At 60.9% G+C, this 17,836-nt stretch carries 14 protein-coding genes; 8 read left to right on the plus strand and 6 right to left on the minus strand.

Annotation, left to right across the window (positions count from 1 at the left end; translation table 11 throughout):
* The first annotated feature begins 37 nt into the window (after positions 1-37).
* The 8 genes from ppsA to HX873_RS01315 all read left to right on the plus strand — a co-directional run bounded on the left by ppsA (position 38) and on the right by HX873_RS01315 (position 8,173).
* A complete protein-coding gene (ppsA, locus tag HX873_RS01280; protein ID WP_003215003.1) occupies positions 38-2,413 on the plus strand; it encodes a phosphoenolpyruvate synthase in 2,376 nt (791 codons plus the stop codon).
* A 107-nt stretch (positions 2,414-2,520) separates the two neighbouring features.
* Positions 2,521-3,510 (plus strand): alpha/beta fold hydrolase, encoded by a 990-nt coding sequence (locus tag HX873_RS01285; protein WP_003215005.1) that lies wholly within the window; start codon positions 2,521-2,523, stop codon positions 3,508-3,510.
* 222 nt (positions 3,511-3,732) lie between these two features.
* On the plus strand, positions 3,733-4,224 hold the full coding sequence (rraA, locus tag HX873_RS01290; RefSeq protein ID WP_003215007.1) for a ribonuclease E activity regulator RraA: 492 nt from the start codon (positions 3,733-3,735) through the stop codon (positions 4,222-4,224).
* A gap of 25 nt (positions 4,225-4,249) precedes the next feature.
* A complete protein-coding gene (locus HX873_RS01295) occupies positions 4,250-5,245 on the plus strand; it encodes a zinc transporter ZntB (protein WP_003215009.1) in 996 nt (331 codons plus the stop codon).
* An 86-nt stretch (positions 5,246-5,331) separates the two neighbouring features.
* The gene (locus HX873_RS01300) at positions 5,332-5,577 is read left to right on the plus strand and encodes a hypothetical protein (protein WP_003215011.1); all 246 of its coding nucleotides are present in this window, start codon (positions 5,332-5,334) and stop codon (positions 5,575-5,577) included.
* Positions 5,578-5,579: 2 nt separating this feature from the next.
* Complete coding sequence (locus tag HX873_RS01305) at positions 5,580-6,404, plus strand: mechanosensitive ion channel domain-containing protein (protein ID WP_008432650.1); 825 nt, start codon at positions 5,580-5,582, stop codon at positions 6,402-6,404.
* Between the two features lie 87 nt (positions 6,405-6,491).
* Positions 6,492-7,082, plus strand: coding sequence for an RNA polymerase sigma factor SigX (gene sigX, locus HX873_RS01310; protein ID WP_003215014.1), 591 nt, complete (start codon positions 6,492-6,494; stop codon positions 7,080-7,082).
* Positions 7,083-7,189: 107 nt separating this feature from the next.
* Positions 7,190-8,173, plus strand: a complete 984-nt coding sequence (locus HX873_RS01315) for an OmpA family protein (protein WP_003215016.1) — start codon at positions 7,190-7,192, stop codon at positions 8,171-8,173.
* A 60-nt stretch (positions 8,174-8,233) separates the two neighbouring features.
* Here HX873_RS01315 and cobA read toward each other — a convergent pair whose 3' ends face one another.
* The 6 genes from cobA to HX873_RS01345 form a co-directional block, all read right to left on the minus strand.
* The gene (cobA, locus tag HX873_RS01320; RefSeq protein ID WP_177122271.1) at positions 8,234-8,977 is read right to left on the minus strand and encodes a uroporphyrinogen-III C-methyltransferase; all 744 of its coding nucleotides are present in this window, start codon (positions 8,975-8,977) and stop codon (positions 8,234-8,236) included.
* A 9-nt stretch (positions 8,978-8,986) separates the two neighbouring features.
* Positions 8,987-11,695 (minus strand): nitrate reductase, encoded by a 2,709-nt coding sequence (locus HX873_RS01325; protein ID WP_177122272.1) that lies wholly within the window; start codon positions 11,693-11,695, stop codon positions 8,987-8,989.
* Positions 11,695-12,012 carry a nitrite reductase small subunit NirD gene (nirD, locus tag HX873_RS01330; protein ID WP_003215022.1) on the minus strand — a complete coding sequence of 106 codons (318 nt, stop codon included), beginning with the start codon at positions 12,010-12,012 and terminating at the stop codon, positions 11,695-11,697. The genes HX873_RS01325 and nirD overlap by 1 nt, the downstream gene beginning before the upstream one ends.
* A complete protein-coding gene (gene nirB / locus HX873_RS01335) occupies positions 12,009-14,462 on the minus strand; it encodes a nitrite reductase large subunit NirB (protein ID WP_177122273.1) in 2,454 nt (817 codons plus the stop codon). Before nirB ends, nirD begins: the two co-directional genes overlap by 4 nt.
* A gap of 232 nt (positions 14,463-14,694) precedes the next feature.
* Positions 14,695-16,365, minus strand: coding sequence for a bifunctional protein-serine/threonine kinase/phosphatase (locus tag HX873_RS01340; protein WP_177122274.1), 1,671 nt, complete (start codon positions 16,363-16,365; stop codon positions 14,695-14,697).
* Positions 16,365-17,576 (minus strand): NarK/NasA family nitrate transporter, encoded by a 1,212-nt coding sequence (locus HX873_RS01345; RefSeq protein ID WP_177122275.1) that lies wholly within the window; start codon positions 17,574-17,576, stop codon positions 16,365-16,367. Before HX873_RS01345 ends, HX873_RS01340 begins: the two co-directional genes overlap by 1 nt.
* Between the last annotated feature and the right edge of the window lie 260 nt (positions 17,577-17,836).

The raw sequence follows: 17,836 nt of genomic DNA on the forward strand, positions 1-17,836 counted from the left end.
CCTGAGCTTTTCCAACACAGAAAGTGGAGAGATCACCTTGGTAGAGTACGTAGTTTCCCTCGATAAGCTCGGCGTCCATGATGTAGAGCACGTAGGGGGCAAGAACGCATCCCTGGGCGAGATGATCAGTAATCTTGCGGGCGCCGGTGTATCGGTGCCAGGTGGTTTTGCCACCACCGCCCAGGCTTACCGTGATTTCCTCGAGTTGAGCGGCCTCAACGATCAGATCCATGCCGCCCTCGATGCGCTGGACGTCGATGACGTCAACGCCCTGGCCAAGACTGGCGCCCAGATCCGTCAATGGATCATGGAAGCCGAGTTCCCCGAGAAGCTCAACGCCGAGATCCGCACCGCGTTTGCCACGCTGTCGGCCGGTAACCCCGACATGGCTGTCGCCGTGCGCTCCTCGGCCACCGCCGAAGACCTGCCGGACGCCTCCTTTGCCGGCCAGCAAGAAACCTTCCTGAACATCCGCGGCGTGGAAAACGTGATCCGCGCAGCCAAGGAAGTGTTTGCCTCCCTCTTTAACGACCGTGCTATTTCCTACCGCGTACACCAGGGTTTCGACCACAAGCTGGTGGCCCTGTCTGCCGGTGTGCAGCGCATGGTGCGTTCGGAAACCGGCACCGCCGGCGTGATGTTCACCCTGGACACCGAATCGGGCTTCCGCGACGTGGTGTTCATCACCGGCGCCTACGGCCTCGGCGAAACCGTCGTACAAGGCGCGGTGAACCCGGACGAATTCTACGTCCACAAACACACCCTTGAAGCCGGCCGCCCGGCCATCCTGCGCCGCAACCTGGGCAGCAAGGCGATCAAGATGATCTACGGCGACGAGGCCAAGGCCGGTCGCTCGGTGAAAACCGTTGATGTCGACAAGGCCGAACGCGCGCGTTTCTGCCTGACCGACGCCGAAGTCAGCGAACTGGCCAAACAAGCGATGATCATCGAGAAGCACTACAAGTGCCCGATGGACATCGAATGGGCCAAGGACGGCGACGACGGCAAGCTGTACATCGTCCAGGCCCGCCCTGAGACCGTGAAGAGCCGCACCTCGGCCAACGTCATGGAACGCTACCTGTTGAAAGAAACCGGCACCGTGCTGGTGGAGGGCCGTGCCATCGGCCAGCGCATCGGCGCCGGCAAGGTGCGGATCATCAAGGACGTGTCCGAGATGGACAAGGTCCAGCCAGGCGACGTGCTGGTCTCCGACATGACCGACCCGGACTGGGAACCGGTGATGAAGCGCGCCAGCGCCATCGTCACCAACCGTGGCGGGCGTACCTGCCACGCGGCGATCATCGCCCGCGAGCTGGGGATTCCGGCAGTGGTCGGTTGCGGTAACGCCACCCAACTGTTGAAAGACGGCCAGGGCGTGACCGTGTCCTGCGCTGAAGGCGACACCGGCTTCATCTTCGAAGGTGAGCTGGGCTTCGATATCAAGCAAAACTCCATCGACGCCATGCCCGACCTGCCGTTCAAGATCATGATGAACGTCGGCAACCCGGACCGCGCCTTCGATTTCGCGCAATTGCCGAACGCCGGTGTGGGCCTGGCCCGCCTGGAGTTCATCATCAACCGCATGATCGGTGTGCACCCCAAGGCTCTGCTGAACTACGACGGCCTGCCGCCGGACATCAAGGAAAGCGTCGACAAGCGCATCGCCGGCTACAACGACCCGGTGGGCTTCTACGTCGAGAAGCTGGTGGAAGGCATCAGCACCCTGGCAGCGGCGTTCTACCCGAAAAAGGTCATCGTGCGCCTGTCGGACTTCAAGTCCAACGAGTACGCCAACCTGATCGGCGGCAAGCTTTACGAGCCGGAAGAAGAAAACCCGATGCTGGGCTTCCGTGGCGCCTCGCGCTACATCAGCGAAGCCTTCCGCGACTGCTTCGAGCTGGAATGCCGTGCCCTCAAGCGCGTGCGCAACGAGATGGGTCTGACCAACGTCGAAATCATGGTGCCGTTCGTGCGCACCCTGGGTGAAGCGAGCCAGGTGGTGGACCTGCTGGCTGAAAACGGCCTGTCCCGTGGCGAGAACGGCCTGCGCGTCATCATGATGTGCGAGCTGCCATCCAATGCCATCCTGGCTGAAGAATTCCTGGAGTTCTTCGACGGCTTCTCCATCGGTTCCAACGACCTGACCCAGCTGACCCTGGGCCTGGACCGCGACTCCGGGATCATCGCCCACCTGTTCGACGAGCGTAACCCTGCGGTCAAGAAGCTGCTGGCCAACGCCATCCAGGCGTGCAACAAGGCCGGCAAGTACATCGGGATCTGCGGCCAAGGCCCTTCCGATCACCCGGACCTGGCCAAGTGGCTGATGGAGCAGGGCATCGAAAGCGTCTCGCTGAACCCCGATTCCGTACTGGAAACCTGGTTCTTCCTGGCTGAAGGCCAAGCCCAGGCGTAACACGCAACACCCAAAAGTGCCGGTCAACCTTGCGGTTGGCCGGCATTTCTCATTCTGTACAGGGCGGAACTCCTTCCGGACGCCGCCCTTTTTTGTGCAAGAGCATTATGCAAAGCAGCAGCAACCTGTTTCCCGTCGCCTTGATCAGCGCTGAGCGTCGTGGCGACCTGAGTGAAGATGTGTATCGGCTGAAACCCGGCAACAGCCCTGACGGTACCGTCGAGCTGGCCGTGACCCGCCTGGGCCTGGCTGACGTCCCGGAAAACCGGGGCGTGCCGGTGGTTTTGTTGCATGGCAGTTTTTCCAACCGCCGCTTCTGGTACTCGCCCAAGGGGATCGGCCTGGGCGCCTACCTGGCGCGCGAAGGGTTTGACGTCTGGATCCCGGAAATGCGCGGTCACGGGCTGTCCCGGCGCAATCAGGACTACGCCAGGAATCGTGTCGCCGACTATGCTCGCTACGACTTGCCGGCCATTGCCGCCTTCGTGCGTGAGCAAAGCGGGCAGATTCCCCACTGGATCGGGCATTCCCTGGGTGGCACAACCCTGGCTGCGGCCTTGGGTGGGCAGCACCTTGGCGCGCCGGCAGTGGCCTCGGTGGCGCTGTTTGGCTGCCAAGTCAGTCGCACGCATTGGCCGTTGAAGTTGCCACCGGTGGAGTGGACCGGTCGCCTGCTCTTGAAACGTTTCGGCCAATTGTCCGGCGCTCGGTGGAAACGCGGCCCGGAGGACGAGCCGGCGGGTGTATTGATTGAAGCCATGCGCTGGAATGGGCTGTTCGGCCGCTTTGGCGAAGGTAAGCAGGATTGGTGGAAAGGCCTGGCCGAGGTTGACGTGCCGCTGTTGGCGGTGAGCGCCGCCGGCGATCACCAGGACCCGGACTGGGCCTGTCGCAAGCTCTTTGAGCAGGTCGGCTCCGAGCATCGCCAATACCTGTGCCTGGGGCGCCAGCAAGGGTTCAGCGGGGATTTCGGGCATGTCGAGATGCTCGTCAGCAAGGCCGCCCAGGCTGAAGTGTGGCCGCTGGTGACGCGCTGGTTGAAAAATCCGCTTACACCTCTGCTGGGGGCGCAGGCGCAGGAACTGGCAGCGGTTTGAGCGCAAGGCTCTATCAGGGGCGTTTCGCTTGTTTGCCGTAGAGGCTAAGATATGACGCGTTGGGTGGTTCTGGTCATATTCAGTCGCGCAGTGGGTCTTGCGTTGCTATCCGATGGGCCTGACTATTCGGCCCGGATTAAAGAACCTTCACGGCAAAGCGTTTCCAGATGTAAGTAAACAGTGGGATGTTTGACACCTTCTTTCACCTACAGGAGTTTCTCGATGAACCATTACCTTACCCCCGACCTGTGTGACGCCTATCCGGAGCTGGTGCAGGTGGTTGAGCCGATGTTCAGCAATTTCGGCGGCCGGGACTCCTTTGGTGGCGAGATCGTGACCATCAAGTGCTTTGAAGACAATTCCCTGGTCAAGGAACAAGCCGAACTCAATGGGGCCGGCAAGGTGCTGGTGGTCGATGGTGGGGGTTCCCTGCGCCGCGCGTTGCTGGGCGACATGATCGCCGAGAAAGCCGCGAAAAACGGCTGGGAAGGGCTGGTGATCTACGGCTGCATCCGCGATGTCGACGTAATCGCCCAGACCGATCTGGGCGTGCAGGCCCTGGCCAGCCACCCGATGAAGACTGATAAGCGCGGTATTGGCGATTTGAACGTGGCGGTGACATTCGCCGGCGTGACCTTCCGCCCGGGCGAGTACGTGTACGCCGACAATAACGGTGTGATCGTCTCCCCCAGCCCGCTGAAGATGCCTGAATAAACAGCAGTAGCCGACAGGGGTGAGGATGTTCGAGGAAGAAAACGCGCAGTGGGGGCTGGTGCATGCCCTGGTGCTGGACGGTAAAGGTGGTGCGCGTTCGATTGCCCGGACAGAGCTTGATGAGCTGCAACTGCAGCCTCAGGAAAGCCTGTGGCTGCATTGGGACCGTAGCCATCCCCAGACCCAGACCTGGTTGCGCAAATCCAGCGGCCTCAGCGAATTCGCCTGTGACCTGCTGCTGGAGGAGAACACTCGCCCACGCCTGTTGCCGCTGCCGGATGCCGAACTGCTGCTGTTTTTGCGCGGGGTCAACCTCAATCCCGGCGCCGAACCGGAAGACATGGTCTCGGTGCGGATCTTTGCCTCGGCAGCGCGGGTGATTTCCCTGCGTTTGCGCCCATTGCGCGCCACCGACGAGTTGCTGGTGCAACTGGCAGACGGCAAGGGGCCGAAGACTTCCTCGGAACTGGTCCTGTATATGGCGCAGTACCTGACCAACAAGGTTCAGGATCTGGTCAGCGACTTATCCGAAATCGTCGATATCGAAGAAGAAAAACTGGATGCCGACGAACGGTATACTCCGGAGCACGGCAGCGTTTTGCAGATCCGTCGGCGCGCCGCCGGGCTTAAACGTTTCCTGTCGCCGCAGCGGGATATTTTCGCGCAGTTGACCCGGATCAAATTGCCCTGGTTCTGTGACGACGATGCTGACTACTGGAACGAATTGAACAACAGCCTGACCCGCTACCTGGAAGAGCTTGAGCTGGCCCGGGAGCGCGTGGGGCTTGTGCTGGAGACCGAAGACCGGCGTTTGAGCCTGCGCATGAACCGCACCATGTACCGCTTCGGGATCATCACCGGGATCTTCCTGCCGATGAGTTTCCTGACCGGTTTGCTGGGCATCAATGTAGGCGGAATTCCGTTCTCTTCCAGCCCTTACGGGTTCCTGATTGCCTGCCTGATGATGGTCACGGTGGCGGTCGGGCAATGGTGGTTGTTTCGACGGTTACGTTGGGTTTGAGCTGAATGTGACCTGAACGTGGAAAGAGGTCATGTGACCCGAAGAATTTTACCCTCGTCTTTTAAATCACTTGCGAGAGGTTTTTTATGCACGATCCGTTCGAACAGTCTTTGCGTGACATGCTCAATGCCTCGCCGTCCAACCGGGACGACGATGCTTGCCTGGGTCGCGTCTTGAAAACCGCCAACCGCCAGGTCGGGGCGGGGGATCTGTTCGGTCTGCTTGGCCGCTGGTTGCCGGCGTTGATGATGGCCTTGAACAATGGTTCGGCCCATGTCTCACCGGTTTCCCGTCGTAAACCTCTTGCTCGCACTGCTGATAAGGCTGAATGAATATGGAACTCGATCTCTGGACCCAGAGTCTGGTAACTGCAATGACTGCGTTGTGGACCAAGGTGGCGAATTTCATTCCCAACCTGTTTGGTGCACTGGTGGTGGTACTGCTGGGTTTTGTCGTGGCCAAGCTGCTCGACACCCTGCTTTCCAAATTGCTGGCTAAGCTGGGTCTTGATCGATTGATGGGTGGCACCGGCCTGACCAAGATTTTGGGGCGTGCCGGGTTGCAAGTGCCGATCTCGACACTGATCGGCAAGATCGTTTATTGGTTTGTTTTGCTGATTTTTCTGGTTTCTGCGGCTGAATCCCTTGGACTTGAGCGAGTTTCAGCTACGCTCGACATGCTGGCGCTGTATTTGCCGAAAGTATTCGGTGGCGCGCTGGTGTTGCTGGTAGGGGTTTTGCTGGCGCAACTGGCCAATGGCCTGGTGCGTGGCGCGGCTGAAGGCGTGGGTCTGGATTACGCCAGCGGCCTGGGGCGAATTGCCCAGGGTCTGGTGATTATCATCAGTATTTCGGTCGCGATCAGCCAGCTGGAGGTCAAGACCGACCTGCTGAACCATGTGATTGTGATTGTTTTGATTACCGTTGGTCTGGCCGTTGCGCTGGCCATGGGACTGGGAAGCCGGGAAATTGCCGGGCAGATTCTTGCGGGAATCTATGTGCGTGAGCTATATCAGGTTGGGCAACAAGTGCGTGTGGGCGAGGTCGAAGGGCAGATCGAGGAGATCGGCACGGTCAAGACGACAGTGCTGACGGACGATGGCGAACTGGTTTCGCTTTCGAACCGGATCCTGCTGGAACAGCATGTGACTAGCCGCTAACCCGGCGAATCCTGCTAATGTACGCCGCCGCAAACCTGGGTATCCAGGCCATGGCGGACATTGACCTGACTGTCGGCACGACTTGTTTTGAATAAAGCCCAAACGCTGTCCACGCGCTATGACCCCCGTGAGCTCTCTGATGAGGAGTTGGTCGCGCGCTCGCACACGGAGCTGTTTCACGTAACACGCGCGTACGAAGAATTGATGCGCAGGTATCAACGCACTCTGTTCAACGTTTGTTCAAGGTATTTAGGGAACGATAGAGATGCGGATGATGTCTGTCAGGAAGTGATGCTCAAGGTGCTATACGGCCTGAAGAACTTCGAGGGAAAATCGAAGTTCAAGACATGGCTCTATAGCATCACGTACAACGAGTGCATCACGCAGTATCGGAAGGAACGGCGAAAGCGTCGCTTGATGGATGCTTTGAGTCTGGACCCCCTTGAGGAAGCGTCTGAGGAAAAGGCGCCTACCCCGGAAGAAAAGGGCGGACTCGATCGCTGGTTGGTGCATGTGAATCCGATTGATCGGGAAATTCTGGTGCTACGATTTGTCGCAGAGCTGGAGTTTCAGGAGATCGCTGACATCATGCATATGGGTTTGAGTGCTACAAAAATGCGTTACAAACGCGCTCTTGATAAATTACGTGAGAAATTTGCGGGCAGCACTGAAACTTAGTGCGTGGCAAATATCTCTTACGTGTAGGCAAGTTCTGTTAGACTTGTCGCCGAGTTGTCCCCCGGTATGTGGGACTGCTTTACAATCACCAGATGGGGATTTAACGGATGAAACTGAAAAACACCTTGGGCTTGGCCATTGGTACTCTTATTGCTGCCACTTCTGTCGGCGCTCTGGCACAAGGCCAAGGCGCAGTTGAAGGCCAGCTGTTTTACAAAAAGCAGTTCAACGATAGCGTCAAACATATCGAAGACGGCTTCAATCCTGGCGCCAGCATCGGTTACTTCCTGACCGACGACGTGTCGATCAACCTGAACTACGACACTACCAACCACACCCGTTCGAACGACGGTACTGGCAACCAGAAGATCAAAGGTGATACCGGCAGCGTTACTGCCCAGTACCACTTCGGTCAAGCTGGCGTCGACTCCCTGCGTCCATACGTAGAGGGCGGTTTCGGCCACCAGAGCCGTACCAACGTTGAAGCTGATGGTCACAAAGGTCGCGATCAATCGACCCTGGCTATCGCTGGCGCTGGTGTGAAGTACTACTTCACCGACAACCTGTTCGCACGTGCTGGTGTTGAAGCTGACTACGCTATCGACAACGGCAAGTGGGACTACTCCGCACTGGTTGGCCTGGGCGTAAACTTCGGCGGCAACGCTGGCAAAACTGCTCCAGCTCCTACCCCAGCACCAGCTCCAGAGCCAACCCCAGAGCCAGAAGCTCCGGTTGCTCAGGTTGTTCGTGTTGAGCTGGACGTGAAGTTCGACTTCGACAAGTCGGTTGTTAAGCCTAACAGCTACGGCGACGTGAAAAACCTCGCTGACTTCATGAAACAGTACCCACAAACCACCACCGTTGTTGAAGGTCACACTGACTCCGTCGGTCCTGACGCTTACAACCAGAAGCTGTCCCAGCGTCGTGCTGACGCTGTTAAGCAAGTCCTGGTCAAAGACGGTATTGCTCCTAACCGTGTAAGCTCGGTTGGTTATGGCAAATCCCGCCCAGTTGCTGACAACGCAACTGAAGCTGGCCGTGCTATCAACCGTCGCGTAGAAGCCTCGGTAGAAGCACAAGCAGCTCAGTAATTACTGAGTTGTAGAAAAAAGCCCGGCTTAGGCCGGGCTTTTTTTCGCCTGTAATTTGCCTCAGGCCGTGGCGCTGGCCAGGGCCGCAAGCGCCTGCGTCGCTTGCGCAACCCGGCCAATCACCAGGATAGCCGGGCTCTTGAGCGCGAATTCGTGCGCATCATCCTGCATCCGGCCGAGGCTGCTGCGGCATTCGCGCTGTTGTGGCAGCGAAGCGTTTTCAATCATCGCCACCGGCATGTCATCGCTCATGCCACCTTCCAGCAATTGGCGGCGGATTTCCCCCAGTTTCGCCACCCCCATATAGATCACCAGCGTCGTGCCGCCCTCGGCCAGGGCCCGCCAATTGAGGCTGCTGTCGTCCTGGGTATGGGCCGTGACCAACGTGACGCCACGGCTGACACCGCGCAACGTCAGCGAGATATCGCAGTTCGTTGCCCCGGCCAGCCCTGCCGTAATGCCGTTGACCAACTCCACTTCCACCCCTTGCTGCCTGAGCCACGCCGCCTCTTCGCCGCCGCGACCAAAAATGCACGGGTCTCCGCCCTTGAGCCGCACCACGCATTTACCCTGCCGGGCATAACGCAACATCAGGCGATGGATAAACGCCTGTGGGGTGGAACGGCAGCCACCGCGTTTGCCCACGGTGATCAGCCGTGCAGCGGGGCAATGCTCCAGCAGCGCCGGGTTGACCAGATCATCGATCAGCACCACATCGGCTTCCCGCAGGGCTCTCACCGCCTTGAGTGTCAGCAGTTCCGGATCGCCGGGGCCTGCGCCCACCAGCCAGACTTTTGCGCTCATATGCTTGCCTCACACTCTGATCGCGATTGGCTGCTTGCCGCTCGCCAATAACCGTTTGATTTCCGGCACACAGGAGCCGCATTGCGTGCCGCAACCCAGTTCCTGCTTCAGCCCGTTCAGGTCCAGGCCCCGGGCAATGCCGGCGCAGACCGCGCTTTCGCTGACGTTCTTGCAGTTGCACAGCGTCTTGTTGCTGCTCGAGCCGCCCCCCGGTGGCGCACTCAATGGTGCCAACAACCAGCGGCGTAACTGCTCATCGGTGCGACCTTCCAGCCACAGGCTTTGCAGCCAGTGGCGAGCCAGGGTTTCGCCAGCCAGGCGGATCGCGGTGATACGGCCTTTTTCAATCTTTACCCGCTTGCCAATGGAGCGCCGCGGGTCGTCGTACGCCATCACGGGGCCGTCGTTGAGGCCCAGCAGTTGGTCGATATGCTTGAGCAGTTCAAGGGCGGGCGCCTCGTGATGCGCCGCACGAATCAGCAGGGCAGGCCGCTCGCGTCCGGTCAGGCTCAGGCTGACGTAGGCAAAGCCGTCACACAGCGGTCGCAACGCTTCGAAGTGTTGCTGCACATCGCCTTCAATCAGCGCAAACAAGTGCCAGGGCAGCCGCACCGCCTCCAGGCGCACGCCGCTGTGCTTGAGTTCCGGCTGTTTGGACAGCGGGTCGAATGCCGGCTGGGTCAGCGCATTTACGCCGCCTTTAAGAAAACGGTCGCCCCAGTGCATCGGCAGGAAAGCCTGGCCGGGACGCACGCTGTCATCGCTGCCGACGGCCACAATCACGCTGCCGCGCCGGCTTTTCAGGCTGACCAGATCACCTTCCTTCAAGCGATGGCGACGCAGTTCGTCCGGGTTCAGGCTGAGCACTGCTTCACTGACATGGCCGAACAGCTGCGCAGCGGTGCCGGTGCGGCTCATGCCATGCCATTGGTCCCGCAGGCGGCCGGTGATCAGGGTGAGTGGGAAGCGCGCGTCACGCTGCTCCTTGGCGGCGCGATAAGGGTCGGCGACAAAGTGCGCGCGGCCAGTCTCCGTAGGGAAAAATCCGTCGGTGTACAGCCTTGGTGTTCCGCCCACCGCATCGGCCGGGAATGGCCATTGCTGCGGGCCTATCCGGTCCAGCAGCGCGTGGCTGATACCCGACAGGTCCAGGTCACGCCCACGGGTCAGCAGCTTGTATTCATCAAAGATCTGCGCCGGTTGCTCAAAGGCAAAAAGCCCCGATTTTTCGGGACAAAGACGCTGCTCCAGGCGTTGGGCGAAATCCACGGTGATTGCCCAGTCCGGCCGCGCTTCTCCAGGTGGGGCGATGGCTCGGCGAACGTGGGAAATGCGCCGCTCAGAGTTGGTCACTGTGCCTTCCTTCTCGCCCCAGCTCGCGGCTGGCAGCAACAGGTCGGCGTAACGCGCCGTCTCGGTTGTACGAAAGGCTTCCTGTAGCACCACGAACGGACACGCTTCCAGGGCCTGGCGCACGGTGTTCTGGTCGGGTAGGGATTGGGCGGGGTTGGTGCACGCGATCCACAAGGCCTTGATCTTGCCGGCCTGCATCTGTTCAAACAATTCGATGGCGGTCAGCCCGGTGCTGGCCGGCAGTTGGTCGACCCCCCAATACGCGGCTACTTCTGCCCGATGTTCGGGGTTGGCAGCCTCACGATGGCCAGGCAGTAAATTCGACAAACTGCCGGTTTCCCGCCCACCCATGGCATTCGGCTGACCCGTCAGGGAGAAAGGTCCGCAGCCAGGGCGGCCGATGGTGCCGGTCGCCAAATGCAGGTTAATCAAGGCGCTGTTCTTCGCGCTGCCGGCGGTGGACTGATTGAGCCCCATGCACCACAACGACAGAAAACTCGCCGAGGTGCCGACCCATTCCGCACACAGACGCAGTTGCTCGACACTGATCCCGCACAACTGCGTGACCATTTGCGGTGTGTAGTCGTGAACCAGGCGTTTGAGTTCGACCAGGCCGTCGGTATGGGCCTGGATAAAGTCGCGGTCGATCCAGTCTTCCCACAACAACAAGTGCAGGATCCCATGGAACAATGCGACATCCGTACCCGGCAAAATCGCCAGATGCAGGTCCGCCAAGTCGCAGGTGTCGGTGCGCCGGGGATCAATTACCAGCACTTTCATCTGTGGCCGGCGGGCCTTGGCTTCCTCCAGGCGTCGGAACAACACCGGATGCGCGTAGGCCATATTGCTGCCGACGATCATCACGCAGTCGCTCGACTCCAGGTCCTCGTAGCTGCACGGTGGCGCGTCGGCCCCCAGGCTGCGCTTGTAGCCGACCACCGCCGAAGACATGCACAGCCGCGAGTTGCTGTCGATGTTGTTGGTGCCCACCAGCGCCCGCGCCAGTTTGTTGAAGCTGTAGTAATCCTCGGTCAGCAACTGCCCGGAAATATAGAACGCGACGCTGTCCGGCCCGTGTTCAGCGATGGTTTCGGCAAACACGTTCGCCGCGTGCTCCAGGGCGGTATCCCAGTCGGTGCGGCTGCGGGCCAGGCCTTTGCCCAGCCGCAGTTCCGGGTACAACGCGCGGGCCGCGAGGTCTCCGGTGAGGTGCAGGCTGGAGCCCTTGCTGCACAATTTTCCGAAGTTGGCCGGATGACTCGGATCGCCACTGACGCCGAGGATCTGCGAGCCATCATGCTCGATCAGTACGCCGCAACCGACCCCGCAGTAGCAGCAGGTGGACGCGGTGGTCTGGCGGTTCATCAACCGGCGTCCCGCAGGGCCAACATCACCCGGCCGTTTTCCACGCGGGCCGGGTGGTGATGGGCGCAGCCGACGTCCGGTGCCTGGGCCTCCCCGGACTCCAGGTCGATCTGCCAGTTGTGCAGCGGGCAGGCCACGCGCTTGCCGTAGATCAAGCCTTGGGACAGCGGGCCACCCTTGTGCGGGCAGCGGTCGTCGAGGGCGAAAACCTCGTCGTCACTGGTACGAAAAATCGCGATGTCGCCTTTTGGCCCGCTGATGATGCGCGAGCCCAGGGCGTTGATTTCTTCGAGGGCGCAGATATCCAGCCAGTTCATGCCGGCACCTCCAGCAGTTTGACGGGGAGGGTGTCGAATTCCTTTTTCAGCAGCGGCTGTTCCAGGCGTTCTTTCCACGGGTCCTGCTCGAACGACAGGGAGAATTGCAGGCGTTCATTCAGTGCCTGGCGCCGCGCCGGGTCTTCCAGTACAGCCTTCTTGATGTGCTCCATGCCGACCCGTTGCAGGTAGTGCACGGTGCGCTCCAGGTAGAAGGCCTCTTCCCGGTAGAGCTGTAGGAAAGCGCCGTTGTATTCGCGCACTTCTTCGGCGGTTTTCAGCTTGACGAAGAACTCGGCGACTTCAGTCTTGATCCCGCCGTTACCGCCGATGTACATCTCCCATCCCGAATCGACGCCGATGATTCCCACGTCCTTGATCCCCGCTTCCGAGCAGTTGCGCGGGCAGCCGGACACTGCAAGCTTGACCTTGTGGGGCGACCACATATTGAACAGGTCATGTTCCAGCTCAATCCCCAGTTGCGTCGAGTTCTGCGTACCAAAGCGGCAGAACTCGCTGCCGACGCAGGTCTTCACGGTGCGGATGGATTTGCCGTAGGCGTGGCCGGATGGCATATCGAGGTCTTTCCACACGCCGGGCAAGTCCTGCTTCTTGATGCCGAGCAAATCGATGCGCTGCCCGCCGGTAACCTTGACCATCGGCACGTTGTACTTGTCGGCCACATCAGCGATGCGCCGCAGTTCCGACGGATTGGTCACACCACCCCACATCCGCGGGACTACCGAATAGGTGCCGTCTTTCTGAATATTGGCGTGGGCGCGTTCGTTGATCAGGCGCGATTGCGGATCGTCTTTTGCCTCGCCGGGCCAAGTGGAGATCAGGTAGTAGTTGAGTGCCGGGCGGCAGGTGGCACAGCCGTTCGGGGTGCGCCAGTTCAGGTAGCTCATGGTGCCGGCGATGGTCAGCAGGTGCTGGTCGCGGATGGCCTGGCGGATTTGCCCGTGGTTGAGGTCGCTGCAGCCGCAGATGGCTTTTTCGCTTTTCGGTTTGACGTCCGCCGCGCCGCCCACGGTGTTGATCAGGATCTGTTCCACCAGCCCGGCGCAGGAACCGCAGGAACTGGCAGCCTTGGTGTGCTTCTTCACGTCGTCGACGCTGAACAGACCGTGTTCCTGAATCGCCTTGACGATGGTGCCCTTGCACACGCCGTTGCAGCCGCAGACTTCGGCGGTGTCGGCCATGCTCATGGCTTTGTCCTGGCCTTGGTGGCCTACATCGCCCAAAGCATTTTCACCGAACATCAGGTGATCGCGGATCTCGCCAATGGCATGGTTCTCACGGATCTGCCGGAAATACCAGCCGCCGTCAGCCGTATCGCCGTACAGGCAGGCGCCGACGAGGATGTCGTCCTTGATCACCAGCTTCTTGTACACACCGCCAATCGGGTCGGAAAGCGTGATGGTCTCCGTGCCTTCGCCGCCCATGAAGTCCCCGGCGGAGAACAGGTCGATGCCGGTGACTTTCAATTTGGTCGAAGTCACCGAGCCTTGATAGCGCGCGAAACCCAGTTGGGCGAGGTGGTTGGCGCAGACCTTGGCCTGCTCGAACAGCGGTGCCACCAGGCCGTAGGCAATCCCGCGATGGCTGGCGCATTCGCCGATGGCATAGATGCGCGGGTCGTAGGTTTGCAGGGTGTCGTTGACCAGAATCCCGCGGTGGCACGGGATGCCGGATTTTTCCGCGAGTTCGGTGTTGGGGCGGATGCCCGCAGCCATCACCACCAGGTCGGCGGGGATCACATCGCCATTCTTGAATTGCACCGAGCCGACGCGGCCGTTGCCGGCGTCATGCAGCGCCTCGGTCTGCTCCTTCAAGCGAAACACCAGGCCACGGCTTTCCAGTTCGGTTTGCAGCAACTGGCCGCTGGTCTTGTCCAGTTGCCGTTCCAGCAGCCATTCGCCGATATGCACCACGGTCACGTGCATGCCACGCAGCATCAGGCCGTTGGCGGCCTCCAGGCCCAGCAGGCCGCCGCCGATGACGACCGCGTGCTTGTGGGTCTTGGCGGTGTCGATCATGGCCTGGGTGTCGGCGATGTCGCGGTAGCCGATCACACCCTGCAACGTATTGCCCGGGATCGGCAGGATAAACGGCGTGGAGCCGGTGGCGATCAGCAGGCGATCGTACTCGGCCTCGCTGCCGTCTTCGGCGATGACTTTGCGTTTGACCCGGTCGATCTGCACCACTTTGCGGTTAAGCAACAGCTTGATGTTGTTATCGAGGTACCAGCTCAAATCATTGAGCACGATCTCTTCGAAGGTCTGCTCACCGGCCAGCACCGGCGACAGCAAAATGCGGTTGTAATTGGTGTGGGGCTCGGCGCCGAAAACGGTGATGTCGTACAGGTCGCTGCTCAGCTTGAGCAATTCTTCAAGGGTGCGAACCCCGGCCATGCCGTTGCCGATCATCACCAGTTTGAGTTTCTTCATGTCGTTCTCCGCAGTGGCTCGACAAATCGTGCGCAACAAAAAAAGGCGTCCCCGCTATGTAAGTAGCGAGGACGCCTTTGTCCTGGTCCCGTTCTCTCGGGAAGCCCGACCTTCGACGTTGAAGGTGCGGCTATATGTGTGTTGATGGGAAAGCTAATGCAGCGGTTGTGCCAAGTAGGATTTTGGCCGGTTTTGTTAAGTGGCGCGGCGATGTATCGAGAAATTTCGCCTCTTAGTGGTGCAACAGCCAGTACAACAGCACCAGATTGATCAGCAACGACAGCACGGCCAACGTTTGCCAGACCTTCAGCGGTTCGCGCTCCAGCAGCGGTTTTGGTCGCGTGCTCAACTCGCGGCGATCCGCCTGCTCCAGTACCAGCAACCATTCCTCGGCAGTTTCATAACGTTGCTCGGGTTGCGCGGCGACTGCGCGCTCCAGGCTCTGTTGCAGCCAGTCGGGCAGGTCGGGGCGGTAGCGGCTGGCGCCGACAAGCGTAGTGAACCTGGGACGCTGGAAAGCTTCGATTTCGCCGTAGGGGTAATGCCCGGTGAGCAGGTAATACAAGGTCACACCGACGCTATACAAGTCCTGTTGCGGGGTAGGGCGTTCGCCGTTGAAGGCTTCCGGGGCGATAAAGCTTGGCGTGCCAGGCAACAGGTGCGCGCGATCCTCCGAGAGCCCGGGGCAGTAGGCCAGGCCGAAGTCCAGCACACGCAATTCGCCATCCTCTCCCAGCAGCAGGTTTTCCGGCTTGATGTCGCGGTGCAGGATCTGCCGGCGGTGCAGCAGCCCGACGGCACGCAACAGGCGCTCGGCCAGGGTTTGCCACTGCGCCAGGGGCAATGGGCCCTGGTGCTTGAACAGTTCGGCCAGGGTTTGGCCGGAGTATTCACGCATCACGTAGTACAAATGCTGACGGCCACTGGCTGGATGGACTTCAGGGAACGCGCGGCCGGCGACCCGGCGCAGGAACCATTCCTCTGACAGCAATGCCTGGGCGGCGAACACGTCATCGTCGTGGCTGAGCGGCAAGGTCTTCAGCAGCCACGCCTGTTGATGGGCATCGCGCACCCGATAGAGCAAGGATTGGCGGCTTTGCCCCAACAGCGACTCTACGTGCCAGCCTTCGAAGCGCTGGCCGGGTTTCAGAGGGGGCGGCAGTGGCCATTGCTGCAACTGCACCAGCGCATCGCCGAGGGTGGCGGCGCCAAGCTGGTCGACGCGGACCAGCAGGGCGCTGGCGTTGTCCTGGCTACCGGCCAGGTGCGCGGCGCTGACCAGGGTGTTTACCGCGAGGTCCAGGTCCGACTGTTCCCGCAGGATTGCGCTGATGTTGTTGTCATCCAGGGTCGCCCACACGCCGTCGCTGAGCAGCAGGAAACACTCGCCTGCCCGCAACTCGCCGTCGAGGAAATCCAGCACCAGATGCTGATCCAGGCCCATGGCGCGCTTGAGCACATGCTGCATGCCCGGTTGCTCCCACACATGCTCCTGGCTCAGGCGCTGCAACTGGCCATCGAGCCAGCGATACACCCGGCAATCACCCACATGAGCCAGGGTAAAACGCTGGCCGCGAAACACCAGGGCGCTGAGGGTGGTCAGCAACGGCTGGCCGCCGCCGTTGGCTTGCAGCCAGCGATTCTGGGCCACCAGCAAGCGTTCCAGGGCCTGGGCCACGCCCCAGGTTTGCGGCGTGGCGTAATAGTCCAGGGCCAGGGCTTGCAAGGTCGAGCGCGCAGCCAGTCCGCCATCGGCGCATTGGCTGACGCCATCGGCGATGGCACACAGGTAGCCTTTGCTGGCGGCCAGCTCCGGGGCGGGGGTGACCAGGAGCAAGGCGTCCTGGTTTTCCTGCCGTGGGCCGGTGGCGCTGGCTTGGGCGAAGCTCAGTTGCAGGCTCATCAGACCCGTGCAGCCGTCACCGCAGCCGAGCCCCAGGTGGTTCTCCAGCGACGCTTGACGCCGTACAGGCCGAACCAGGCCAGCACGCCCAGGCTGGCGAACAACCACAGCGCCAACTGATAGCTGCCGGTGCTTTGCTTGATCGCGCCCATGCCCGCCGCCAGGGCGAAACCGCCGATGCCGCCGGCCATGCCGATCAGGCCGGTCATCACACCAATCTCGCGGTGAAAGCGTTGGGGCACCAGTTGGAAGACTGCACCGTTACCGGCACCCAAACCGAGCATGGTGCACACAAAAAGCGCCAGTGCTGCGTAGGAGCTTGGCAGGTTGAACCCCACCGCCGCGATGCAGATCGCTGCCACGCCGTACATGCCGAGCAGGGTGCGAATCCCGCCGAAACGGTCGGCCAGGGCGCCGCCCAAAGGCCGCATCAGGCTGCCGCCGAATACGCAGGCGGCGGTGTAGTAGCCGGCGGTGACCGGGCTCAGGCCGTATTGGTCGTTGAAATAGCCGGGCAGGGCGCTGGCCAGGCCGATGAAACCACCGAAGGTCACACTGTAGAAGAACATGAACCACCAACTGTCGCGGTCGCCCAGGGCTTTGAAGTAGTCGGCCATGGACTTGGCCTTGGGTCGTTGCGGGGCGTTGCGGGCGAGCCAGGCGAAGACGATCAGCGTCAGGATCAGCGGGATCAGTGCGAAGCCGAACACATTGCTCCAGCCAAACGCGGCGGCGAGCACTGGTGCCAGCAGGGCAGCAAACACCGTCCCGGAGTTGCCGGCGCCGGCGATGCCCATGGCCTTGCCCTGGTGCTCGGCGGGGTACCACTGGGACGCCAGGGGCAGGGCGACGGCGAACGAGGCTCCCGCCATGCCGAGGAACATGCCCAGCAGCAGGGCTTGCTCGTAGCTGTGGATTCCGAGTTTGCAGGCGACGAACAAGGCGCCGATGACAATCACCTGGCCGATCAGGCCGGCGGTCTTGGGGGAGAGTTTGTCGGCGAGCATGCCCATCAGGAACCGCAGCACTGCGCCGGCCAGGATGGGGGTGGCGACCACCAGGCCGCGTTGTTGGGTGGTGAGGTGCAGGTCGGCGGCGATTTGTACCGCCAATGGGCCCAACAGGTACCAGACCATGAAGCTCAGGTCGAAATACAGGAACGCGGCGAACAGGGTCGGGGTGTGACCGGATTTCCAGAAGCTTGATTTCATCACGCACCTCAGCGGTAAGGGGTCTTATGAGAAGGCCTGGTGATGGAACGGCTGGGGCCGCCCCATCGGCCCCGGGCTATGGGGCCAAAACGAAAAAACGCCGCCACCGGGTTCGCTGGGGCAAACCGGGTGTGCGACGTCTTTGTCGTGGAGGGGGCAACCGCCGTTGGCTACCTGTGGGGATTCTTTAGCAAGAGGTGGGCCAACAGGGGGTGGGGGCGTTGTGGTGTGGTGTGGTGTGGTGTACATATCCGTTGCTG

Source organism: Pseudomonas sp. P7758, from assembly GCF_013386485.1.
Classification (GTDB): domain Bacteria; phylum Pseudomonadota; class Gammaproteobacteria; order Pseudomonadales; family Pseudomonadaceae; genus Aquipseudomonas.

What these genes read in the sequence shown, in the direction of transcription:
- HX873_RS01285 (WP_003215005.1), top strand. Translation starts at nt 2,521, where the DNA reads ATGCAAAGCAGCAGCAACCTGTTTCCCGTCGCCTTGATCAGCGCTGAG.
- rraA (WP_003215007.1), top strand. Translation starts at nt 3,733, where the DNA reads ATGAACCATTACCTTACCCCCGACCTGTGTGACGCCTATCCGGAGCTG.
- HX873_RS01295 (WP_003215009.1), top strand. Translation starts at nt 4,250, where the DNA reads ATGTTCGAGGAAGAAAACGCGCAGTGGGGGCTGGTGCATGCCCTGGTG.
- HX873_RS01300 (WP_003215011.1), top strand. Translation starts at nt 5,332, where the DNA reads ATGCACGATCCGTTCGAACAGTCTTTGCGTGACATGCTCAATGCCTCG.
- HX873_RS01305 (WP_008432650.1), top strand. Translation starts at nt 5,580, where the DNA reads ATGGAACTCGATCTCTGGACCCAGAGTCTGGTAACTGCAATGACTGCG.
- HX873_RS01315 (WP_003215016.1), top strand. Translation starts at nt 7,190, where the DNA reads ATGAAACTGAAAAACACCTTGGGCTTGGCCATTGGTACTCTTATTGCT.
- cobA (WP_177122271.1), bottom strand. Translation starts at nt 8,977, where the DNA reads ATGAGCGCAAAAGTCTGGCTGGTGGGCGCAGGCCCCGGCGATCCGGAA.
- HX873_RS01325 (WP_177122272.1), bottom strand. Translation starts at nt 11,695, where the DNA reads ATGAACCGCCAGACCACCGCGTCCACCTGCTGCTACTGCGGGGTCGGT.
- nirD (WP_003215022.1), bottom strand. Translation starts at nt 12,012, where the DNA reads ATGAACTGGCTGGATATCTGCGCCCTCGAAGAAATCAACGCCCTGGGC.
- nirB (WP_177122273.1), bottom strand. Translation starts at nt 14,462, where the DNA reads ATGAAGAAACTCAAACTGGTGATGATCGGCAACGGCATGGCCGGGGTT.
- HX873_RS01340 (WP_177122274.1), bottom strand. Translation starts at nt 16,365, where the DNA reads ATGAGCCTGCAACTGAGCTTCGCCCAAGCCAGCGCCACCGGCCCACGG.
- HX873_RS01345 (WP_177122275.1), bottom strand. Translation starts at nt 17,576, where the DNA reads ATGAAATCAAGCTTCTGGAAATCCGGTCACACCCCGACCCTGTTCGCC.